The 18,527-nt window shown below is 70.7% G+C and carries 18 protein-coding genes; 7 read left to right on the forward strand and 11 right to left on the reverse strand.

Going from position 1 to position 18,527, the window contains the following annotated elements:
* Positions 1-188: 188 nt before the first annotated feature.
* From ACQEVC_RS25965 to ACQEVC_RS25985, 5 genes are all read right to left on the reverse strand, one after another.
* On the reverse strand, positions 189-1,130 hold the full coding sequence (locus ACQEVC_RS25965) for a DUF6282 family protein (RefSeq protein ID WP_432882228.1): 942 nt from the start codon (positions 1,128-1,130) through the stop codon (positions 189-191).
* 114 nt (positions 1,131-1,244) lie between these two features.
* Positions 1,245-2,384 carry an ABC transporter ATP-binding protein gene (locus ACQEVC_RS25970; protein WP_432882230.1) on the reverse strand — a complete coding sequence of 380 codons (1,140 nt, stop codon included), beginning with the start codon at positions 2,382-2,384 and terminating at the stop codon, positions 1,245-1,247.
* Positions 2,381-4,093: an ABC transporter permease subunit gene (locus ACQEVC_RS25975; RefSeq protein WP_432882233.1), complete on the reverse strand. Its 1,713-nt coding sequence runs from the start codon at positions 4,091-4,093 to the stop codon at positions 2,381-2,383. The genes ACQEVC_RS25970 and ACQEVC_RS25975 overlap by 4 nt, the downstream gene beginning before the upstream one ends.
* Before the next feature lie 2 nt (positions 4,094-4,095).
* Positions 4,096-5,148 carry an extracellular solute-binding protein gene (locus ACQEVC_RS25980; RefSeq protein WP_432882236.1) on the reverse strand — a complete coding sequence of 351 codons (1,053 nt, stop codon included), beginning with the start codon at positions 5,146-5,148 and terminating at the stop codon, positions 4,096-4,098.
* Positions 5,149-5,272: 124 nt separating this feature from the next.
* Positions 5,273-6,016, reverse strand: a complete 744-nt coding sequence (locus ACQEVC_RS25985; protein ID WP_432882239.1) for an IclR family transcriptional regulator — start codon at positions 6,014-6,016, stop codon at positions 5,273-5,275.
* Between the two features lie 223 nt (positions 6,017-6,239).
* Here ACQEVC_RS25985 and ACQEVC_RS25990 point away from each other — a divergent pair, with 223 nt between their 5' ends.
* A complete protein-coding gene (locus tag ACQEVC_RS25990) occupies positions 6,240-7,073 on the forward strand; it encodes an SDR family NAD(P)-dependent oxidoreductase (RefSeq protein ID WP_432882241.1) in 834 nt (277 codons plus the stop codon).
* Here ACQEVC_RS25990 and ACQEVC_RS25995 read toward each other — a convergent pair whose 3' ends face one another.
* The 3 genes from ACQEVC_RS25995 to ACQEVC_RS26005 form a co-directional block, all read right to left on the reverse strand.
* Positions 7,074-8,753, reverse strand: a complete 1,680-nt coding sequence (locus ACQEVC_RS25995) for a thiamine pyrophosphate-binding protein (protein ID WP_432882244.1) — start codon at positions 8,751-8,753, stop codon at positions 7,074-7,076.
* Entirely contained in the window at positions 8,750-9,178 is a 429-nt protein-coding gene (locus tag ACQEVC_RS26000; protein WP_432882246.1) for a carboxymuconolactone decarboxylase family protein, read from the reverse strand. The genes ACQEVC_RS25995 and ACQEVC_RS26000 overlap by 4 nt, the downstream gene beginning before the upstream one ends.
* 104 nt (positions 9,179-9,282) lie before the next feature.
* Positions 9,283-9,960, reverse strand: coding sequence for a GntR family transcriptional regulator (locus ACQEVC_RS26005; RefSeq protein ID WP_432882249.1), 678 nt, complete (start codon positions 9,958-9,960; stop codon positions 9,283-9,285).
* 158 nt (positions 9,961-10,118) lie between these two features.
* Here ACQEVC_RS26005 and ACQEVC_RS26010 point away from each other — a divergent pair, with 158 nt between their 5' ends.
* The 3 genes from ACQEVC_RS26010 to ACQEVC_RS26020 are packed head-to-tail and all read left to right on the forward strand — an operon-like array spanning position 10,119 to position 13,270.
* Positions 10,119-10,889, forward strand: coding sequence for an HpcH/HpaI aldolase family protein (locus ACQEVC_RS26010; RefSeq protein ID WP_432882251.1), 771 nt, complete (start codon positions 10,119-10,121; stop codon positions 10,887-10,889).
* 9 nt (positions 10,890-10,898) lie between these two features.
* The gene (locus ACQEVC_RS26015; RefSeq protein WP_432882254.1) at positions 10,899-11,810 is read left to right on the forward strand and encodes a hypothetical protein; all 912 of its coding nucleotides are present in this window, start codon (positions 10,899-10,901) and stop codon (positions 11,808-11,810) included.
* The gene (locus ACQEVC_RS26020; RefSeq protein WP_432882256.1) at positions 11,807-13,270 is read left to right on the forward strand and encodes a flavin-containing monooxygenase; all 1,464 of its coding nucleotides are present in this window, start codon (positions 11,807-11,809) and stop codon (positions 13,268-13,270) included. Before ACQEVC_RS26015 ends, ACQEVC_RS26020 begins: the two co-directional genes overlap by 4 nt.
* Positions 13,271-13,365: 95 nt before the next feature.
* Here the strand turns inward: ACQEVC_RS26020 and ACQEVC_RS26025 are convergent, their stop codons facing one another.
* Both ACQEVC_RS26025 and ACQEVC_RS26030 read right to left on the reverse strand, forming a co-directional pair.
* Positions 13,366-14,217, reverse strand: coding sequence for an N-acyl homoserine lactonase family protein (locus ACQEVC_RS26025; RefSeq protein WP_432882259.1), 852 nt, complete (start codon positions 14,215-14,217; stop codon positions 13,366-13,368).
* Positions 14,214-14,750, reverse strand: coding sequence for a carboxymuconolactone decarboxylase family protein (locus ACQEVC_RS26030; RefSeq protein WP_432882261.1), 537 nt, complete (start codon positions 14,748-14,750; stop codon positions 14,214-14,216). The genes ACQEVC_RS26025 and ACQEVC_RS26030 overlap by 4 nt, the downstream gene beginning before the upstream one ends.
* Positions 14,751-14,902: 152 nt before the next feature.
* Here ACQEVC_RS26030 and ACQEVC_RS26035 point away from each other — a divergent pair, with 152 nt between their 5' ends.
* On the forward strand, positions 14,903-15,049 hold the full coding sequence (locus tag ACQEVC_RS26035) for a hypothetical protein (protein ID WP_432882263.1): 147 nt from the start codon (positions 14,903-14,905) through the stop codon (positions 15,047-15,049).
* 82 nt (positions 15,050-15,131) lie between these two features.
* On the opposite strand, the gene ACQEVC_RS26040 is transcribed toward ACQEVC_RS26035, so the two are convergent.
* Positions 15,132-16,067, reverse strand: coding sequence for a DUF6282 family protein (locus ACQEVC_RS26040; RefSeq protein ID WP_432882264.1), 936 nt, complete (start codon positions 16,065-16,067; stop codon positions 15,132-15,134).
* Between the two features lie 101 nt (positions 16,068-16,168).
* Between ACQEVC_RS26040 and ACQEVC_RS26045 the strand changes: the two genes are divergently transcribed.
* Entirely contained in the window at positions 16,169-16,924 is a 756-nt protein-coding gene (locus ACQEVC_RS26045; protein WP_432882265.1) for an SDR family NAD(P)-dependent oxidoreductase, read from the forward strand.
* A 129-nt stretch (positions 16,925-17,053) separates the two neighbouring features.
* The gene (locus tag ACQEVC_RS26050) at positions 17,054-18,481 is read left to right on the forward strand and encodes an NAD-dependent succinate-semialdehyde dehydrogenase (protein ID WP_432882266.1); all 1,428 of its coding nucleotides are present in this window, start codon (positions 17,054-17,056) and stop codon (positions 18,479-18,481) included.
* The last annotated feature ends 46 nt before the right edge of the window (positions 18,482-18,527 follow it).

Genomic DNA, 18,527 nt, shown 5'->3' on the forward strand with positions numbered 1-18,527 from the left:
TCGGCGGAACCGTCCGGGCACCGGTCATGCGGTCGGTGCTCCGGCGCCGGTGCCGGGAGGCGGGGCCACGATCGCCCGAGCACGACGTCGCTGCGCGACAGCCGTGGGTGCCGCGCCGCGACCTCGATCGCCCGGACGCCGCAGCGACCCCCGGGCCGCTGCGGCGTTCACGACGATGCCGGTGGCGTTCAGCCCAGCAGCAACTGCCCCGCGTTCGTGCCGACCAGTTGCCTGATGTCCGGCTCGGAGATGCCGGCGTCGAGCAGGCCACGGACGGCCCGGCGGTAGAGCGTCACCGGCAGCGGGTTGTTCTTCTGACCGGAGTCCGAGGAGAGCACGGTCTGCCCGACACCGACCTCCTTGATGAAGGTCAGGAGTTCGTCCAGGTCCCGCCGGCGTTCGGGGCGGCCGAAGTACATGACGATGCAGTGTTCGATGTGCACGCCCTGCCGGGCCCAGGCCACCGCCTGTTCCACCGGGGCACCGACGACGAAGCAGGGATGGTTGACCACGATCCGCCGGACGCCTGCCTCCAGGGCGGCGTCGATCAGGCACTGCGACTCCGCTACGCCCAGGTGGCCGCAGGTCAGCACGGCGTCCTCGGCCGCGATCACCGACAGGATGTCCCGGACCTCCGGTAGCACCGCGCCGCGCTCGTCGAGGATGGAGATGATCTCGTTGGGCCGGAGGTCCACCTCCGGCGTGGGGAAACCGGTGTCGTGGTCCTCGTGGTGCCGCACGTGCGCGGCGGACGAGAGCGTGGGGAACCACACCATCCGGCCGCCCATCCGCAGCGCGAGCTCGACCGCGTACGGGTTGAGGCCGCCGACCGTCCGGTTGAGCGCGATCCCGCCGTACACCTCGGTCGACAGCTCCGCCAGACCTGCCGTTCGCAGCGCCAGGATGTCGGTGACCATGCTGTGGTGGTGAGACTTGGCCACGATCGCCCGGAACCCCGCACCCGCGGCGTCGCGGGCCGCGTCGAGGATGCTCATCCGCCGGGGGAACGGGCTCGGGCCGGGGTGCTGGTGCAGGTCGACCGCTCCGACGAGGAGGCTGTCGGCCTCCTCGTCCGGCACCTTCCGGTCAACGTCGGCGTCGGGGTCGAACGGGTAATCGACTTCGGTCATCTCGGCTTCCTCACGGTCGAACTTCACTGAACCTCTGCGATTTCTCCCTGCGGTCCGCGGTGGCCGCAGGGGGAAGTCGGGGCGCACTCGCCGGGTGGTTCAGGTGGAGAAGGTTCACTCGGACACCAGGACCTGGTCCTCGGGCCGCCAGTGGGCGACGACCCGGGCACCCGGATCAACTGCCGCCGGCGTGCCGACGGGTAGCACCGCACAGCCGACCGAGTCGTCGCCGAAGGCCAGCTCGATCCGGTAGTACGTGCCGTAGAAGGAGACGTCGGTGACGGTTGCCGGCGCGGCGTTGCTGCCGGGCGGTACCGACTCCTCGTCGAGGGCGAGCCGCATGCGCTCCGGCCGTACGACAAGGGCCCGCTGCTCGCTGCCGGGTGCCTGCTCGTCGACCGTCCACTTGCGGTCGTGCCACTCGTACACGTCCGCCGCCCGGTAGCGGCCGGCGAAGACGGTCGACTCGCCGAGGAACCGGGCGACGAACTGGGTCGCCGGCCGGTGGTAGAGCTCGGCAGGCGTGCCGAGCGCGACGATCCGGCCGTGGTCGAAGATCGCGATACGGTCCGACAGCGTCATCGCCTCGTCCTGGTCGTGGGTGACGAAGACGAAGGTGAGCCCCAACTCGTCGTGCAGCCGCTTGATCTCGCGCTGGAGCGACTGCCGGAGCTTGCGGTCGAGCGCGCTGAGCGGCTCGTCGAGCAGCAGCACGCTGGGGGAGAAGACCACGGCGCGGGCCAGCGCGACCCGTTGCTGCTGCCCGCCGGAGAGCTCGTGCGGCCGGCGGTTGTCCATGCCGCCCAGGTCGACCAGCTCCAGCGCCTCGCCGACCAGTCGTGCCGTCTCGGCGGCGGGCACCTTGCGCTCGCGCAACGGGAAGGCGACGTTCTGGGCCACCGTCAGGTGGGGGAAGAGCGCGTAGTTCTGGAAGACCATGCCGAAATTGCGTTTGTGCGGCGGCATCCGGGTGATGTCCCGGCCGTTGAGCTGGATGCGCCCCGAGGTCGGTTCGGTGAAGCCGACGATCATGTTGAGCGTGGTGGTCTTCCCGGAGCCGCTGGGCCCGAGCAGGGTGATGAACTCGCCCGGCTCGATGTCGAGGTTGATCTGGTCCACCGCGGGCCGGTCGCCGGCCCCGTACCGCTTGCCGAGGTCCACCAGCTCGACCCGGCCGCCGCTGGCGCTGATCGCCGCCGCCGGCGCCGGTGGGATCGGCGGTCCCGACGTGTGCTGGTCCAACGGAGATCTCACCGGGTACCTCTCTTTCCGCGTCGCGCGCCGACGATCTGAGCGAGCAGGATGGGGACACTGACCAGGACGACCATCAGGCTCGACGCGGCGGAGATCGTCGGGTCGATCTGGACGGTGACGCTGTTGAACATCTGCACCGGCAGCGTGATCGCTCCGGGCGCCTGGAGGAACAGGGCGATCACCACCTCGTCGAGCGACGTGACGAAGGCCAGCACGGCGCCGGACAGGATGCCCGGCATGACCAGCGGAAGGGTGACCCTGCGGAACGTCGAGACCGGGCTGGCGCCGAGGCTCGCCGCCACGCCGCTGAGCCGGCTGTCCATTCCCTGCAGCCGTGCGGAGACCGCGATCACCACGAACGGCAGGGCCATGGCGGTGTGCGCCAGGATGATCCCGATGAGCGTGCCGTTCAGGCCGAGCCGCAGGAAGGCGGAGAAGACCACCAGGGCGACGAGGATGTGCGGGACGATCATCGGCGAGAGCAGGAGTCCGTTGAGCGCGCCACGCCAGCGCCGGGGCAGCCGGGCCAGGCCGAAGGCGGCCGTGGTACCGAGCACGGTCGCGATCAGCGCGGTGTAGACACCCACCTGGAGGGTGTTGAGGATCGCCGCCGTCCACTCGGGCGAGGTGAACAGTTCCTGGTACCAGCGCAGTGACCAGCCGTCCGGCGGGAACCGGAAGGTCTCGGCCGACGAGAAGCTCATCGGGATCACCACGAACGTGGGCGCGACCAGGATGATCGCGACGATCGTCGTGTGCACCCGGAGCCAGGGACGCACCTCGGACGAGCGCTCCCCGCCGGCCCGGGTGACCGCCGCCTGGCCGCCGGCCGCGACCGACGCGACGTTCTGCCCGGCCAGGCGGCGGCTGAGGCCGAGCACCACGAGCACGACGGCGAGCAGGAACATGCCCATCGCGCCGGCGCCGCCGAAGTCGAGCAGTTCCTTGGTACGCACGTTGATCACTTGGGCGATCATCGCGCTCCGGGTGGAGCCGAGCAGGGCCGGAGTGACGTAGAAGCCCAGGGCCAGTACGAAGACCAGGGACATGCCGGCGACGACGCCCGGCGTGGAGAGCGGTAGGTAGACCCGGCGGAAGGCGCGGGTCCGGGGCGCGCCGAGGCTCTGCCCGGCCGCCACCAGCCGCCCGTCGATCTGCTCCATCGCGCTGTACATCGGCAGCACGAGGAACGGCAGCAGCACCTGGGTCATCGAGATGCCGACGGCCAGCGTGGTGCCGAGCAGGGTGACGTCGCCCAGCCCGAACGGCCGGAGGATCTGCTGGATCGCGCCCCCGTCCTGCATCAGGACCAGCCAGGCGAAGTTGCGGGCCAGCATGCTCGTCCAGAACGGGACCAGCACGATGGTCACCAGTACGGCCCGCATGGTGGGCCCGACCAGGGTCATCGCGTACGCGTACGGGTAGGCCAGCAGCACCCCGACGACGGAGACCACCAGGGCGACGAGCAGGGTCCTGCCCAGTACCCGGATGGTGTAGCCGTCGGTGAACAGCGAGGCGTAGTTGCCCAGCCCGGTGGTCGGCTCGGTGAAGCTGTCCACGACGAGGTTCACCAGGGGCAGCACGAACAGCAGCAGCAGGGCGGCCAGCGACGGCAATAGCAGCAGCCACCCGGTGGCGTGCGCCCGGTCGAGCCGGGCCGGGCCGAGGCGCCTGGTGGGCGCCTCGGCCGTGGCTGTCGGAGCGGCCATGCTCAGCCGACCTTCCAGCTCGTCCACCGCTTGACCAGCGCGTCGGTGTTCTCGATCCACCACTGCTTGTCCTGCTCGACGGTGGTGCCGCGGTCGGGCAGGAAGGCGTTGAACTGCTTCTGCTGCTCGGTGTACCCGACCGAGTTGAGGTCGACGTCGGGTCGGGCCGGCGCCGTGCCGGTCAGCTTGGCGTACGCGATGCCCTGCTCGGGTTCGGTGACGAAGGCGAGCATCTGCTGGGCGAGCTGCTTGTTCGGGGTGCCCTTCGGGATGACCAGGGCGCCGATGTCGGTGGTGTTGAAGTCCCAGACCGCGACGAGGTTGGCGCCGCTCTGCGCCGAGACGATCGTCCGGGCGGTCACCGTGAGGACCATGCTGGCCTGCTTGTCCACCATCATCTGCTGGATCGCGCCGTAGCTGGGGGCGAAGACCAGCGAACTCTTGATCGTGTCGATCTTCTTGAATGCCCGGTCGACGTCGATCGGGTAGACCTGCTCCGGCGGTACTCCGTCGGCGACCAGGGCGGCTTCGAGCAGGCCGGCCTTCGGGTAGTCGTAGACGACCCGCTTGCCGGGGAAGCGCTTCAGGTCGAAGAAGTCCTCGATCCGGGTCGGCTTCTCGCCCGGGTACATGTCGGCGTTGTAGCTGAAGATGTTGGCGTACCGGTAGGTCGGGACGAAGCAGTCGCCGGTCGTCCCCGCCGGGAACTTGCTGCGGTCGAGGGCGGGGTCGTCCAGCTTCTCGAACAGCTCGCCGCAGTAGGCCCCGGCGTAGATCCAGCTCATGTTGGCCAGGTCCCAGATGGTCTTGCCGGACGTCACCATCGTGCGTACCTGGGCCTGCTCGGCCGGGCTGACGTTGGTGAACGTGGTGCCCGTCTTGGCGGTGAACGGCTCCTGAAGGGCCTTCTTCTCGTCCTCCTGGAACTGGCCGCCGGTGCTGGCCCAGGTCAGGGTCTTTCCGGCCGCGGCACCGGACTCACCACCGCCCACGCCGCAGGCGGAGATCAGCAGGGCACCAACTGTTATCACGGTGAGGAAGCGGAATGTCTTCATCTCTATCGCCTTTTCTCGATCGGGAACCGTCGCCTCGTTCCCGCGCCCGGTGAATCTGGGACGTCGACTCCCCGTCGGCCCCGTCCCGCCTGCCCGCTCCGGCTGTCGCCGAAGCGCTCCGGTGTCAGCCGGCCCCGCCGTCGAGCGGGTTCGCCATCCGCCGGCTGATCGTCACGGCGCCCGCCAGTAGGGCGCGCGCCACCGGACTGTCGGTTTCCTCGGGTACGAACTGCGCAATGTCGACAACGGCCAGCGTCGCCACGACCTGGCCGCCCGGACCTCGGACCGGAGTCGCCACGGCGCTGACGCCGTCGCGAGGGCTCTTGCGGATCGCGATTCCGGTCCGCCGAACCTCCGCCAACTCCGCTTCGGTCACGTTCACAGGTGGTGTTCCGGGACGGAACCGGTAGTACGACTGGTCCCGGAACGCCCAGAAGACCACTGACTGGGCCGCGTTCGGCCCGAGTTGACTGCCGACCGCGATCGAGACGTGTGCCGTACGGCTGCTGTCCTCCCGCACCTTCGCCACCACGGGACAGGTGCCGTTCCAGACGCTGAGCACGACCGTGTGCCGGAGGCGCATGCTGATGTCCTCCATCACCGGGCCGGCCAGGTCGAGGACCCCGAGCCGGGACAGGGCCATCGTGCCCAGTTCGGCGAGGAGGACACCGAACTCGTACCGGTTGCGGTCGCGGCGTTGCAGGAGGCCGTGGTTCTCCATCGACGCCAGGTATCGATGCGCGGTGGATTTGCCGACGCCCAACTCCTCGGCGGCCGAGACCAGGTCGATGGTGTCGTTGGCCGCGAGCAGCCGGAGCAGTTGGACGACTCGGGCGACCACCTGGAGGTCTCCGCTGGCGATCTCCATGCGTGCCTCCTCTGGTTCTGGGCTCGTCCCGCATTGCGGGGCGTCCATCCGGCTATCCGGTACCGAGGAATCTAGGTGATCCATCCCAACGCATGTCAAGGGGCGGGAGAGATTTCCGGCGTACTTCCCGGAAGTTAAATCCGGAGGATGGTTCACGGTCGCCCGGTGTGGCATGATTGTATGACTGCCTGACAATCCATGGCTAGCGGATCAGGGGATCGACATGCGCGGACTTGCCGGTAAGGTGGCGGTGGTGACCGGCGCGGCCGGCGGTATCGGTGCGGCCACCGCCCGGCGACTCGCCGACGAGGGCGCGCGCGTCGTCGCGGTGGACACCGACGAGGCCGGCGCGCGCAAGGTCGCCGAATCGCTCCGCACCGAGGGGACCTGGGTGGGCGCCGACGTGTCGACCGAGGGCGGCGTGGCGGCGTACGTGCAGGCCGCCGTCGACCGGTTCGGCCGGATCGACCTGCATCACCTCAACGCCGGCATCCCCGGTTCGTTCGCCACACTGCCCGAGTTGACCGTGGCCGAGTTCGACCGCGTCATGGCGGTGAACGTCCGGGGCGTCTTCCTGGGCGTCCAGGCGGCCTTCCGCAGGTTCGCCGCCCAGGGCGGGGGCGGGAACATCGTGCTCACCGGCTCCATCGGCAGCCTGCGGGGCAGCGCGGATCTGCTGGCTTACCAGACCTCCAAGCACGCCGTGCTCGGGATCCTGCGGGGCGCCGCCATGTACGGCGGCCCGCTGGGGGTCCGGGTGAACGCGGTCGCGCCGGGCATCGTCCCCACCGACCTGTTCGCCGCCACACCGGACGTGGCCGGCGGCCGGGACGACATGTCACGGCGGGCGAGCAGCACGCCGCTGCGGCGGGCCGGCACCGGCGACGAGATCGCCGGCGTGGTGGCGTTCCTGCTCAGCGACGACGCCGCCTACATGACCGGCGAGGTGGTATCGGTCGACGGTGGCGCGAGCATCGTGAGCACGGTCCGGCCGTCGGGTGGCGCCGGCGCCTGGGACTTCGCCGGGTACGACCGCTCGCTCTACGGCGACTCCTGATCAGCCGACCGGCAGCGGGGCGACCACGTCGATGTCGGTGTGCACGTCGACCACCACCGGGCGCTCGGCGGAGAGCGCCCGGTCGAGCGCCGTGGCCAGGTCGCCCGGCCGGTCCACCCGGATGCCCAGCGCGCCCATCTCCTCGGCGATCCGGGCGAAGTCCACCTCGTGGTACGTCCACAGCTCGCGGGACCGTTCGGTGGCTTGCCCGCCGTAGGCCCGGTCGAAGCCGCGCCGGCTCTGGTTGCCGCCATGGTTGTTGTTCACCACGGTGACGAGGTTGACCTTCCGGCGGACGGCGGTCTCGATCTCGCCGAGGTGGTAATACAGGCCCGCGTCGCCGGTGAAGACGACCACCGGCCGGTCGGGCGCGGCGCACTTGGCGCCCACGCCCGCGCTGAACGCCCAGCCCAGGTGGCCGGCGCTGCGCAGGTAGCTCTGCTCCGCCGAGGTGGTGTCGTGGAACTGGGCCATCCACATCCCGGCGTGCCCGGTGTCGACCACCAGGACGGCGTCGCTCGGCAGCCCGGCGGTCAGTTCGGCGCAGATGCGTTCCGGTCGGATCGGCACCGCGTCGCTGGTCAGCACCTCACGGTAGCGGGTACGCCAGTCCGCCCTGAGCCTCTCCACTTCGGCCAGCCAGGCGGTGCGGTCCGGCTGCGCGTGCTGGGCGGCCAGGGCCAGCATCCGGGTGAGGGCAGCTCTCGCGTCGGCGGCGATGGAGGCACGCAGCGGGTAGTTGCGGCCGAGGTGCGTCGGGTCGAGGTCGATCTGCACCGCCGGGGTGCCGATCGGGGGCACGGCCCAGAAGTGCGTGGTCATGCTGCCGGTTCCGGTGCCGATGAAGCAGACCAGGTCGGCGCGGGCGACCACCCGGTTCGCGCACTCCCGCGAGTACGTTCCCACCACGCCGGCCGAGAGCGGATGCGTGCCCGGAATGGTGTCCTTGCCGTTCGCCGAGGTGGCCACCGGGATGCCCAACGTCTCGGCCAGAGCCACCAGTTCGGCGCCGGCGCGGGAGGACCGCACCCCGCCGCCGGCGACCACGACCGGCCGTTCCGCCGCGGCGAGCAGCCGCAGCACCGCCGCCACGCTTTCGTCGTCGGGCCCGGGGCGTACCGGTGGTACCCGGGCGAAGCCCGGCTCCACGATCGGTTCGGCGTCGGTCTGCGCCGTGTCGAGCTGCCCTTCGTTGCCCTGGATCTGCAGGTGGACCGGGCCGGGCGCGCCGCTGGTGGCCACCCGGAACGCGTGCCGGAGCATGTCGGGGAACCGGTCCGGATCGTCGATCGTTGCGTTGAACTTGGTCACCGGCTCGAACGCGGGCAGGTCGTCGATCTCCTGGTAGACCTGCCGGAACTTGGTGGCCGGGGACCGCCCGCCGGTCAGGGCGACCACCGGGGATCCGGCCAGGAACGGCTCGCGCAGCCCGGCGGCGAGGTTCAACGCCCCGACCACCTGCGCCGCGGCGACACCCGGGCGGCCCGACACCCGGGCGTATCCGTCGGCCATGTAGGCGGCGGCCTTCTCGCCGTGTGTCACCACCCGGGCGATGTGCGGGTGGTGCCGCTCCAGCTCGGCCAGGGTGCGGCGGAGGATCGCGGGAACCAGGAAGACGTGTGTCACGCCGTAGCCGTCGAGCATCTCCGCGACGACCCGGGCGCCGGTGCGCCGGGTCACGCGGCGGTGACCCCGACCGGCTCGCCGTCGATCGCGGCCGACTCCTGCCGCACCTCCTCGATCACCCGCGCGGCGTGCCGGAACGACTCGAGGGCGGCCGGTGCGCCGCAGTACGCGGCGGTCTGCAACAGCACCTCCTGGATCTCCGTCTCGGTGCAGCCGTTGCGGAGCGCGCCACGGACGTGCACCGAGAACTCGTGCGGGCGGTTCAGCGCGGTCAGCATCGCCAGGTTGAGCAGACTGCGGGTGCGCCGGTCGAGCCCGGGCCGGGACCAGACGTCGCCCCAGCAACTCGCCGTCACGTACTCCTGCACGACCTGGTTGAAGTCGGTGGCCTGCTTCATCGACCGGTCCACGTGGGCGTCGCCGAGCACCTCGCGCCGAACCCTGTCGCCGCGCTCGAGCCGGCTCTCGTCATCACTCATGGACCGCTCCTGTCTGAGGTCGATGGGGAGGCACAGCGTACGACCATCATACAATTTTGCGGAACAGATGGAAGCGGACGAAGTCGATGGTGCGCAGGTGGCGGTTACGCCCCGTCCTGCTCGGCGAGGGCGATCAGTCCGGCGCGGCCGGCCTCCTCGACGTGCCGGGCGCAGGCTGCCGCGGCGGCGTCGGCGTCATCGGCCAGGACGGCGTCGACGATCGCGTGCAGTTCCTTGACGCTGTGCTCCAGCCGACCGGGAACCGACAGGGACAGCGACCGCAGCACGCTCACCCGGGCGTGCAGGCTGCCGACCACCGACCGCAGCGCGAGGTTGCCGCCGCCCTCGAACAGCACGTCGTAGAAGGCATCCTTCGCGGCCAGGATCGGTGCGCCCTTCGCCGCCAGTCGGTCGACCTTCTCCAGCGCGCGGACCAGCGCCTTGCGCTGGGCGGTGCTGGCGTGCTCGACGAAGAGCCGGCCGGCCAGGGCTTCCAGCGCCGAGCGCACCTGGTAGAGCTGGCGGGCCTCCTCGGCGCTGACGCTGGTCACCACGGTGCCCTTGTTGGGGATCGCGGTGACGAGTCCCTCGGCGGCCAGTTCGCGCAACGCCTCGCGGACGCTGGTGCGGGAGACGCCGGTGAGTGTCACCAGCTCACGCTCGATCAGACGCTGACCCGGCGCGAGCCGGCGGTCGAGGATCGCCTGGCGCAGGTTTTCCAGGACCTGTGCGCGGATGAGAGCTGGGGTCCGCTCCACACGCAACGCGTTGGCTCGTGTCACTGCCGCCCTCCCTGTCCGCGCTCTCCCGGCTGTTGTGTTTGACATCGTACCCAGCGAAAGCCCCCCGGTGGAAAGGTGTTCCGGCGCGCCGCACCGTTGTTTCAGATCGTATGACGATGCTACAATCTCGAAACCCAAAACCCCTCGTGAGGAGCATCATGGCACGGTTGGGTTTCGCTCGCCGGCTGGCTTCAGCCGACCGGTGTCTGGTCGGCACCTGGGTCAAGATTCCGGCGCTTGAGCCGGTGGAGATCCTGGCCGACGCCGGATTCGACTTCATCGTCATCGACCAGGAGCACGCGCCGCTCACCTTCGAGTTCGCCTACCAGGCGACGGTGGTGGCGCAGGGCGCGGGCATGTCGGTCCTGGTCCGCGTTCCCGACCGCAGCGGCAGCCACCTGCAACGACTGCTCGACGTCGGCGTGGACGGCATCCTGGTGCCGCGGGTGACCTCCGCCGAGGAGGCCGCGTCGGCGGTCCGGCAGATGCTCTTCCCACCCGCCGGCGACCGTGGGCTCGGGACCACGTCGCGCGCCGGGCGGTGGGGCGGCACCCCCCGGGAGGAGTACCTGCGGTTCGGCGACGAGGAGGTCATGCGCGGGGTCCAGTTGGAGGAGCGCGCCGCGATCGAGGCGGCCGACGGGATCCTCGACGTCGCTGGGCTCAACGGGGTCTTCCTCGGCATGGGTGACCTGCAACTGTCGTCCGGCCTGCCGCAGTCGGACCCCGAGATCCAGAAGCTGGTCGACCGGCTGCTGACCGCCGCGCACGAGCGGGGAGTGCCGGCCGGCACCGCGGTGCAGACGGCGGCCCAGGCGCAGGCGGCCGCCGACCGTGGTTACCGGTACGTGATGGTCAGCAACGACACCAGCCTGCTGAGGAGCGCCGCGGCATCCGTCGTCGCCGACCTCCGCAGCCGATCCGCCTAAGGAGCCCCCATGGCGTACGACTCCAGCGATCTGCGCTCCACCCTGCCGTCGAGTACGGCCACGGCGACGGCGCCCGAGCGGTTCTCCGGCTCCGAGCACGTCAGGTTCCGCGACCTGACCCCGGTGGAGAAGACCGGGGACGTCTCGACCTGGTACGCCCGCGGCCAGAACTTCGTCGTCGGCTACTCCGAACTGGACGGCACGACCACCTTCGGCCGGGCCGGACAGCCGGACGAGTACGTGGTGCTGCTGGCCGACGCCGGACTCGCCGCGACCGTCCGGGCGCCTGGCGAGGAGGTGTCGGCGAGCGGTCAGACGATGCTCGTCGTGCCGCCCGGGGACAGCACGGTGACGGTCACCGGAAAGGGCCGGGTGCTGCGGCTGCTGACCACGCGGTCGGCCGACGTCGCCGCGCTCGCCGCCAACGCGGAGTCCTACGCCGAGCCGCACGAGAACATCCCCCCGTTCCAGCCCTGGCCCGAGCCGGTCGGCGGCTATCGGGTCCGCAGCTACGACCTGACCGTGCCGCCGCTGGCGAACCCGCCGTTCCGGCTCTACCGCTGCACCACCTTCATGGTCAACTTTATCGACCCCAAGCAGGGACCGCGCGACCCGGCGAAGCTCTCACCGCACAAGCACGACGACTTCGAGCAGTGCTCGATCGTGCTGGCGGGGGAGTACGTGCACCACATCAGGTGGCCGTGGACCACCAACAAGGCCAACTGGCGTGCGGACGAGCACGAGACCGTGCTGGCCCCGGCGGTCACCGTGATCCCGCCGCCCTCCCTGCACACCAGCGAGGCCGTCGGCCCCGGCACCAACCACCTCATCGACGTGTTCTGCCCGCCGCGCTTCGACTTCTCCGCGATGGAGGGCTGGGTGTTCAACGCCGACGACTACCCGGCGCCGGCGACCCGATGAGGCGCGGGCGGGAACCGATCCGGGTCGCCATCATCGGCGCCGGGCTGGGCGGCATCGCCGCCGCGGTCAAGCTCCGCAGGCGCACCTCGGCCACGTTCGTGATCTTCGAGCAGTCCGCCGGGGTCGGCGGAACGTGGTTCGACAACCGGTACCCCGGGTGCGAGGTCGACGTGCACTCGCACGCGTACTCGTTCTCCTTCCTGAAATACGACTGGCCGCGTACCCACGCGACCCAGCCGGAGCTGCTCGCGTACGCCGAGCACGTGGTGGAGCGCTTCGGCCTCACCCCGCACCTGCGGCTGAACACCCGGGTCACCGACCTGGTGTGGGAGGAGTCGACGAGCTGCTACAGGTTGTCCACCGAGCACGGCGACAGCGAGGAGTTCGACGTCGTCATCTCCGCGCTCGGCCTGCTCAACGTGCCGCGCTATCCCGACTGGCCGGGACTCGACACCTTCACCGGCCCGTGCTTCCACACCTCGCGCTGGGAGGAGCACGACCTCACCGGCAAGTCCGTCGCGGTGGTCGGCACGGGTTCGACCGCCGTGCAGATCGTCCCGTCGATCGCGCCGTACGCCGGGAAGGTCCACGTCTTCCAGCGCGAGCCCGGCTGGATCGAGCCGAAGAACGAGCGGGAGTTCAGCCCGCGAGAGCGGTGGTTCTACCGCAACGTGCCGCTGGCCCAGCGGCTGCACCGGGCCTGGATCTTCCACCAGGGCAACCGGCGGTTCAAGGGCTACGACGTAGGCTCCCGCCGGCAGCGGCGGATGCGCGAGGTGTGCGAGCGGTTCATCGCCGACGCCGTCCAGGATCCGGCCACCCGGGCGGCGGTGACGCCGGACTATCCGTGGGGCTGCAAGCGGCCGGTCATCTCGTCCACCTTCTATCCCTCGCTCAACCGCGACAACGTGGAACTGGTACCGCACGCGGTGAGCCGGGTGACCCCGACCGGGGTGGTCGACTCGACCGGGACGACCCGGGACATCGACGTGCTGATCCTCAGTACCGGCTTCCAGCCGACCCGCTTCCTGGCGAGCCTCGACGTCAAGGGCCGCGACGGTCGCGGCATCCACGACGCCTGGCGCGAGCGCGCCAGCGCCTTCCTGGGCATCACGGTGCCCGGCTTTCCCAACTTCTTCATCCTGTACGGCCCGAACACCAACGGCGGGGTGTCCATCATCGCCCAGCTCGAACGGCAGGCCGAGGTCGTCGTCCGGGCCGTGCGGCGGCTGGAACGGAGCCGGCGGCGCAGTGTCGACACGTCGCCGGCCGTGGCGCGCCGCTTCGTCGCCTGGATCGACCGGCGGATGTCCAGCAACGCCTCGGCGATGAACTCCGGCTGCCACAACTACTACCACGACCCGGCCGGCCACAACGTGACGCAGTGGCCGGGCGGCCACCTCAGCTACGCCATCGCCACCCGGCTCATCTCCCGGCTCGGGCTGCGGACACCGCGCTAGGGGTACTGGACGCGGCGCTAGGCGGCGGACACCGCGCTGGGGTGTCGGGTGGTGCGCTAGGCGGCGGACACCGCGCTGGGGTGCCGGATGGTGCGCTAGCCGGCGGACACCGCGCTGGGGTGTCCGCCGGCCAGCGACACCTCCGCGACGTGCAGGCCGTCGTCGAACACCGCGGACGGGAACCGGTCCCACACCGCCGCCTCGTGGAAGGGCAGGATCCGCCGGGTGTCCCCGCCGACACCGGCCAGCAGTTCGTCGGCGAAGTCGAGCCAGCCGGCGGCGCTGCCCGTGGTCATGGCGATCGGGACGAGCACGCCGTCGCCCCGCAGACCCTCGAGGTTCTGGTAGCTGTAGACGTTGTCGCCGGCGAACACCCACGTGCCGTCGGCGGCGTTGGTGACCGCGACCACCTGCGAGCCGGCGGTGTGGGTGTCGTGTGCCGGCCGCAGCTCGATGCCGTCGGTGACCGTGGCCGTCCCGTCGACCAGTGTGGCGGTGCGGGCGGCCAGCCGCTGCGGCAGGTCCGCCTGGCACGACCGGGTGAGGAACTCGAACCGGGCGGGCCGGGCGGCCGCGGCGAGGTAGCACTCGATCTCCCGCCGCTGGATGTAGACGTGCGCCGAGGGGAACGCGTCGACGCAGCCGGCGTGGTCGAAGTGGTTGTGGGTCAGCAGGATGGTGTCGACCTGCTCGGCGCGGACGCCCAGCCGGGCGAGCACGTCCACCGGAGCGGACCATCGCGTGTCGCCGTACTTGGCGGTGAGCCGGTCGTAGATCGCCGGGTCCGCGAAGCCGGTGTCCACCAGTACGCAGTGGTCGGCCGAGCGCACCAGCCCGAAGCAGTACGGCATCCGCCGGTGCCCTTCGTTCGGCTGCCCGGCGAACAGGTTGCTGGCCGGGAACCGGTCGACGTAGCCGTACTCGAGGATCCAGATCGAGTGGTTCACGAGGCCGCCGGTTGAACGTCGAAGACGGCGAGCTGCCAGGCCACCATGTTGTAGTAGCCGACGATGGTGACCAGTTCGAGCAATCCCGGCTCGCCGAGCAGGCCGGCCGCGTCGCGGAATTCGTCGTCGTCCAGCGTGCCGCGGTCGAGGACCGCCCGGGTCGTCCGGAAGACGCATCCCTCCACGTCGGACATGTCGGCCGGCTCGCGGTTGTCGGCCAGTGCCGCCAGGTCGGCATCGGAGAGCCCGGCGGCCTTCCCGGCGCGGGTGTGCGCGTAGAGCTCGAAGGCGCTGCGGTGGTGGTGGCCGACGAGCAGGATCGCGATCTCGCAGGCCCGGGCGGGCAGCCGCGAGCCGAACCGGACCGCGCTGCCGATCTGTTGCAGCGCGTGGCCGAACCCGGGGCTGAGGATCCAGACTGCGGGCGGGCCCTGGAGCCGGCCGTCCGGACCGACTAGCGAGAACGGGCTCTCCGGCGCCACCCGCGGCCCGGTCGTGTAGTACTCGTACAGCGCCCGTTGTTCGTCGGTCATGTCCGCGGGATCGACGTCGTCGACTCTCATCAGAAGCCGCCCGCGAAACCCCTGGCTTTGGCCATGGGGAGGAATGGGCGTTCGGGCGTGGTGTTGGTTGTCGGCATGGTGTCGGCTCCTCTGTGTGGGCGGAACTGTCGGATGGGGCTGGGATGCTTCCAGTTGTGGGCGAGACGATGCGGTACACCTACCGGTTGTGTCCCGGCGCGACCGCCGAGGCGGCGCTGTTGGCCGAGTGGGGGCGGTGTCGCTGGTTCTCGCCACGGCAGCACGCGACCGTGCCGGCGCCGGCGACGTGAGACATGCGAACACCTCCTTCTGCGAGGACGGTCGAGTGCGGTCCGAGCCAGAAATCCCCCGGCTTGCAGCCGCGGGGAAGCGTTAAGAACTCTCTCCCAGGAATGCGCGGGGATTGGTGGCGACCATCGTGGCGATCTGCTCGGCGGTCCAGCCGAGGTAGGCGAGCTGCTCGACGAACATCCGCAGGCACTCCGGCTCGGGTGGCACCCAGCGGGAGAAGACGTCGGTGGTGAGGATCGCCCGCTCCGGCCCGACGGCGCAGAGCGCCTCGTGCACGTCCCGGACGGTCAGGTGCCCGTCCGGGTGCACCAGCGGCGCGTTGCAGAACTCGAGGTACGCGCCCAGGTCGGCGAACTCGCGCAGCCGCGCCGGATCCGTCGTGTAGTGCAGCGGGTGGGTGACGAGCAGCCGTTGCCCGATCTCGGCGCAGTACGCGGCGACCGCGCGGCTCTCCTCGATCGCGGCGTGCCCGGTGGCCAGCGCGAGGCCGAGCGCGTGGCAGGCGTCGATGACCGCCCGCGCCCGGCCGGTGAGGGCACCGTTGGCGTCGCAGAGGGTGATCGCCGTCCGGGCGCTGTATTCACCGAAGGAGGGCGAGACGCGTCGCAGCAGTGTGCTGATGTACCCGTCGCGGGCCACGTCGGCCGCGCCGCCCCAGGTCGGCAGGAACACCACCCGGGCATCGTGCGCGGCGGCGAGTTCGACGATGCTGGGTTCCAGACCGCCGACGGGCGGGTTCAGGGTGATGCTGCCGTAAACCGTGAACGTGGACCCGGCCATCGCCTGTCGCAGGGCCCGGGCCCGGTCCATCGTCGCCCACAGATGGGACTTGAGGACCCAGCCCGAGATGCCGTACTCGTGCGCCAACCGCGCCACCTCGAGGTCGTCACCACGGTTCGGCAGTCCGGCCGACAGGTCGGGCTGACCGTGCACGTGGACGTCGATCGCCCCGCGTAGCAGACGGTCGAACGACTCCGGGTGAGCTGCCGCGAGTAGGTCGCGTTTCGGATCGGTCATCACACCTCGTCCCGGGGGTAGCGGTAGTTAGATTGTATGATGGTATGACTAACGGCAGGGCGGCGGGATCCGCCATGTCGGCGGCAGCGGGGAGGGAACCCATGTCTGAACCACTGGCCGGCAGGGTCGTCCTGGTCGTCGGGGCGAGTGCGGGTATCGGCGCCGACACCGCCCGGGTGCTCGTCGCGGACGGCGCGGCACTGATGCTCGTCGCCCGCACCGAGGCGCCGCTCGCCGCGCTCGCCGCGGAACTGGAGAAGGACGGGCACGACGTCGGCTACACCACCGGTGATGTCGCGTCGGCGGCGGACGTCACCCGGTTCGTCGACGAGACGGTCGAGCGGTTCGGTCGGCTCGACGGCGCCTTCAACAACGCGGCGATGACTCAGGCGGGTCGGTTGGACGAGGTGCCGGAGCAGGACTTCGACCAGATCATGGCGGTGAACGTGAAGGGGACCTGGCTCTGCGTCCGGGAGGAGGTCCGGGCCATGCGGGCGCGGGGTTCCGGCTCGATCGTCAACATGAGCAGCATCGGCGGCCTTCGCGGCAGCTCCGGCATGGGCGCCTACCAGGCCAGCAAGCACGCCGTCATCGGTCTGACCCGCACCGCGGCCCACGACTTCGGGCCGTTCGGCATCAGGGTGAACGTGATCGCCCCCGGCCCGACCGAGACGCCGATGCTCGCCCGCACGCGGCTCGCGATCCCCGGCGGGGTGGAGGCCCGGATCGCGGCAACGCCGTTGCGCAGGGCCGGAACCGGTACGCAGGTCGGCGCGGCGGTGTCGTTCCTGCTCAGCGACCGGGCGAGTCACGTCAGCGGGGTCGTCCTGCCGGTGGACGGCGGATTCGTTGCCTGAGCAGCCGCGCGGCGCGGCAGACGGCGTCGGGGCGCCGGCTCCCCCCGACGCGGGCGGTCGGGACGAGACGTCCTGCTCGGCGTGCCTGGACCGAGGCCATGACGGAGTGCTGATGGATCGGAGCGTCACATGACCCTGTACACCGACCTGTTCATCGACGGGCAATGGCGACCGGGTTCGGGCGACCGGCGCTTCGACGTCGTCGACCCCGCCGACCTGTCCACCATCGCCCGCTTCGCGGTCGCCAGCGAGAGCGACTGCATGGACGCCGTCGACGCGGCGGCGGCCGCGCAGCAGACGTGGGCCGCCACCGCTCCCCGGGACCGCGGCGAGCTGCTCCGCGGCGCCTACGAGATCCTCACGGCCGAGGTGGAGACCTTTGCCGAGATCATGGTGCGGGAGAACGGCAAGTCCTGGGCGGACGCCATCGGCGAGGCGCACTACGCGAAGGAGTTCTTCCGCTGGTTCGCCGAGGAGGCGGTGCGAGTGCCGGGCGAGTACCGGCTCTCTCCCGCGGGCGACAAGCGGATCGTCGTCGACCGGCAGCCGATCGGGGTGTCGCTGCTCATCACTCCGTGGAACTTTCCCGCCGCGATGGCGACCCGCAAGCTCGCTCCGGCGCTCGCGGCGGGATGTACGACGATTCTCAAGCCCGCCCGGGAGACCCCGCTCACCGCGGCCTACATCGTCGAGGTACTGCGCCGGGCCGGTGTACCGCGGGGGGTCGTGAACCTGGTGACTCCGGTGCCGACCGGCCCGCCGGTACGGCGGATGATCGACCGTACCGAGGTCAGGAAACTCTCGTTCACCGGCTCGACCGAGGTCGGCCGAGAGCTTCTGCGCGCGTGCGCGGACAGTGTGGTCAGTACGTCGATGGAACTCGGTGGCAACGCCCCGCTGATCGTGCTGCCCGGCGCGGATCTGGACGCGACGGTGGCCGGCGCCCTGCTCGCCAAGATGCGCAACGGCGGCTCGGCCTGCACCGCCGCCAACCGCTTCTACGTGCACACCTCGCTGCACGACGACTTCGTCGCGCGGATGGACGCCGCGCTCGCCGGGATGACGGTCGGCCCCGGCCTCGACCGCTCGAACGATCTCGGTGCCCTCGTCTCGGTGCCGGAGCGCGACAAGGTGGCGGCCCTTGTCGAGACCGCTGTGGCGGACGGGGCGAAGCTGCTGCGTGGCGGTAACGCCTCGGGCGACGGCGCCTTCTACGACCCGACACTGCTCACCGAGGTCGAGCACGGTTCCACGATCAACACGACCGAGATTTTCGGGCCGGTCACCGCGGTGGTCCGCTTCGACGACGTGGACGACGCGGTCCGGATGGCGAACGACACCGTCTACGGCCTGATGGCGTACGTCTTCGGCGAGGAACGGGAAGCGGTCGCCGTCGCCCGCCGCCTCGAAGTGGGAATGGTCGCCGTCAACCGGGGCGTGGTCAGTGACCCGGCCGCCCCGTTCGGCGGGGTGAAGCAGAGCGGCCTCGGCCGGGAAGGTGGCTCCGAAGGCATCCTGGAGTTCCTCGAGGAGAAGTACATCGCCCTGACCGCGTAACCGTGCCGCCCCCTCGGGAGGGAGCCCGAGCGGGCGTACGGTCGCG

Source organism: Plantactinospora sp. CA-294935, assembly GCF_050936445.1.
Taxonomy (GTDB): Bacteria; Actinomycetota; Actinomycetes; order Mycobacteriales; family Micromonosporaceae; genus Plantactinospora.

Bases quoted from the DNA above. Each gene is read 5' to 3' on its own strand.
- ACQEVC_RS25965 (WP_432882228.1), bottom strand. From the start codon at position 1,130: ATGACCGAAGTCGATTACCCGTTCGACCCCGACGCCGACGTTGACCGG.
- ACQEVC_RS25975 (WP_432882233.1), bottom strand. From the start codon at position 4,093: ATGGCCGCTCCGACAGCCACGGCCGAGGCGCCCACCAGGCGCCTCGGC.
- ACQEVC_RS25980 (WP_432882236.1), bottom strand. From the start codon at position 5,148: ATGAAGACATTCCGCTTCCTCACCGTGATAACAGTTGGTGCCCTGCTG.
- ACQEVC_RS25985 (WP_432882239.1), bottom strand. From the start codon at position 6,016: ATGGAGATCGCCAGCGGAGACCTCCAGGTGGTCGCCCGAGTCGTCCAA.
- ACQEVC_RS25990 (WP_432882241.1), top strand. From the start codon at position 6,240: ATGCGCGGACTTGCCGGTAAGGTGGCGGTGGTGACCGGCGCGGCCGGC.
- ACQEVC_RS26000 (WP_432882246.1), bottom strand. From the start codon at position 9,178: ATGAGTGATGACGAGAGCCGGCTCGAGCGCGGCGACAGGGTTCGGCGC.
- ACQEVC_RS26010 (WP_432882251.1), top strand. From the start codon at position 10,119: ATGGCACGGTTGGGTTTCGCTCGCCGGCTGGCTTCAGCCGACCGGTGT.
- ACQEVC_RS26015 (WP_432882254.1), top strand. From the start codon at position 10,899: ATGGCGTACGACTCCAGCGATCTGCGCTCCACCCTGCCGTCGAGTACG.
- ACQEVC_RS26020 (WP_432882256.1), top strand. From the start codon at position 11,807: ATGAGGCGCGGGCGGGAACCGATCCGGGTCGCCATCATCGGCGCCGGG.
- ACQEVC_RS26030 (WP_432882261.1), bottom strand. From the start codon at position 14,750: ATGACCGACGAACAACGGGCGCTGTACGAGTACTACACGACCGGGCCG.
- ACQEVC_RS26035 (WP_432882263.1), top strand. From the start codon at position 14,903: ATGCTTCCAGTTGTGGGCGAGACGATGCGGTACACCTACCGGTTGTGT.
- ACQEVC_RS26040 (WP_432882264.1), bottom strand. From the start codon at position 16,067: ATGACCGATCCGAAACGCGACCTACTCGCGGCAGCTCACCCGGAGTCG.
- ACQEVC_RS26045 (WP_432882265.1), top strand. From the start codon at position 16,169: ATGTCTGAACCACTGGCCGGCAGGGTCGTCCTGGTCGTCGGGGCGAGT.
- ACQEVC_RS26050 (WP_432882266.1), top strand. From the start codon at position 17,054: ATGACCCTGTACACCGACCTGTTCATCGACGGGCAATGGCGACCGGGT.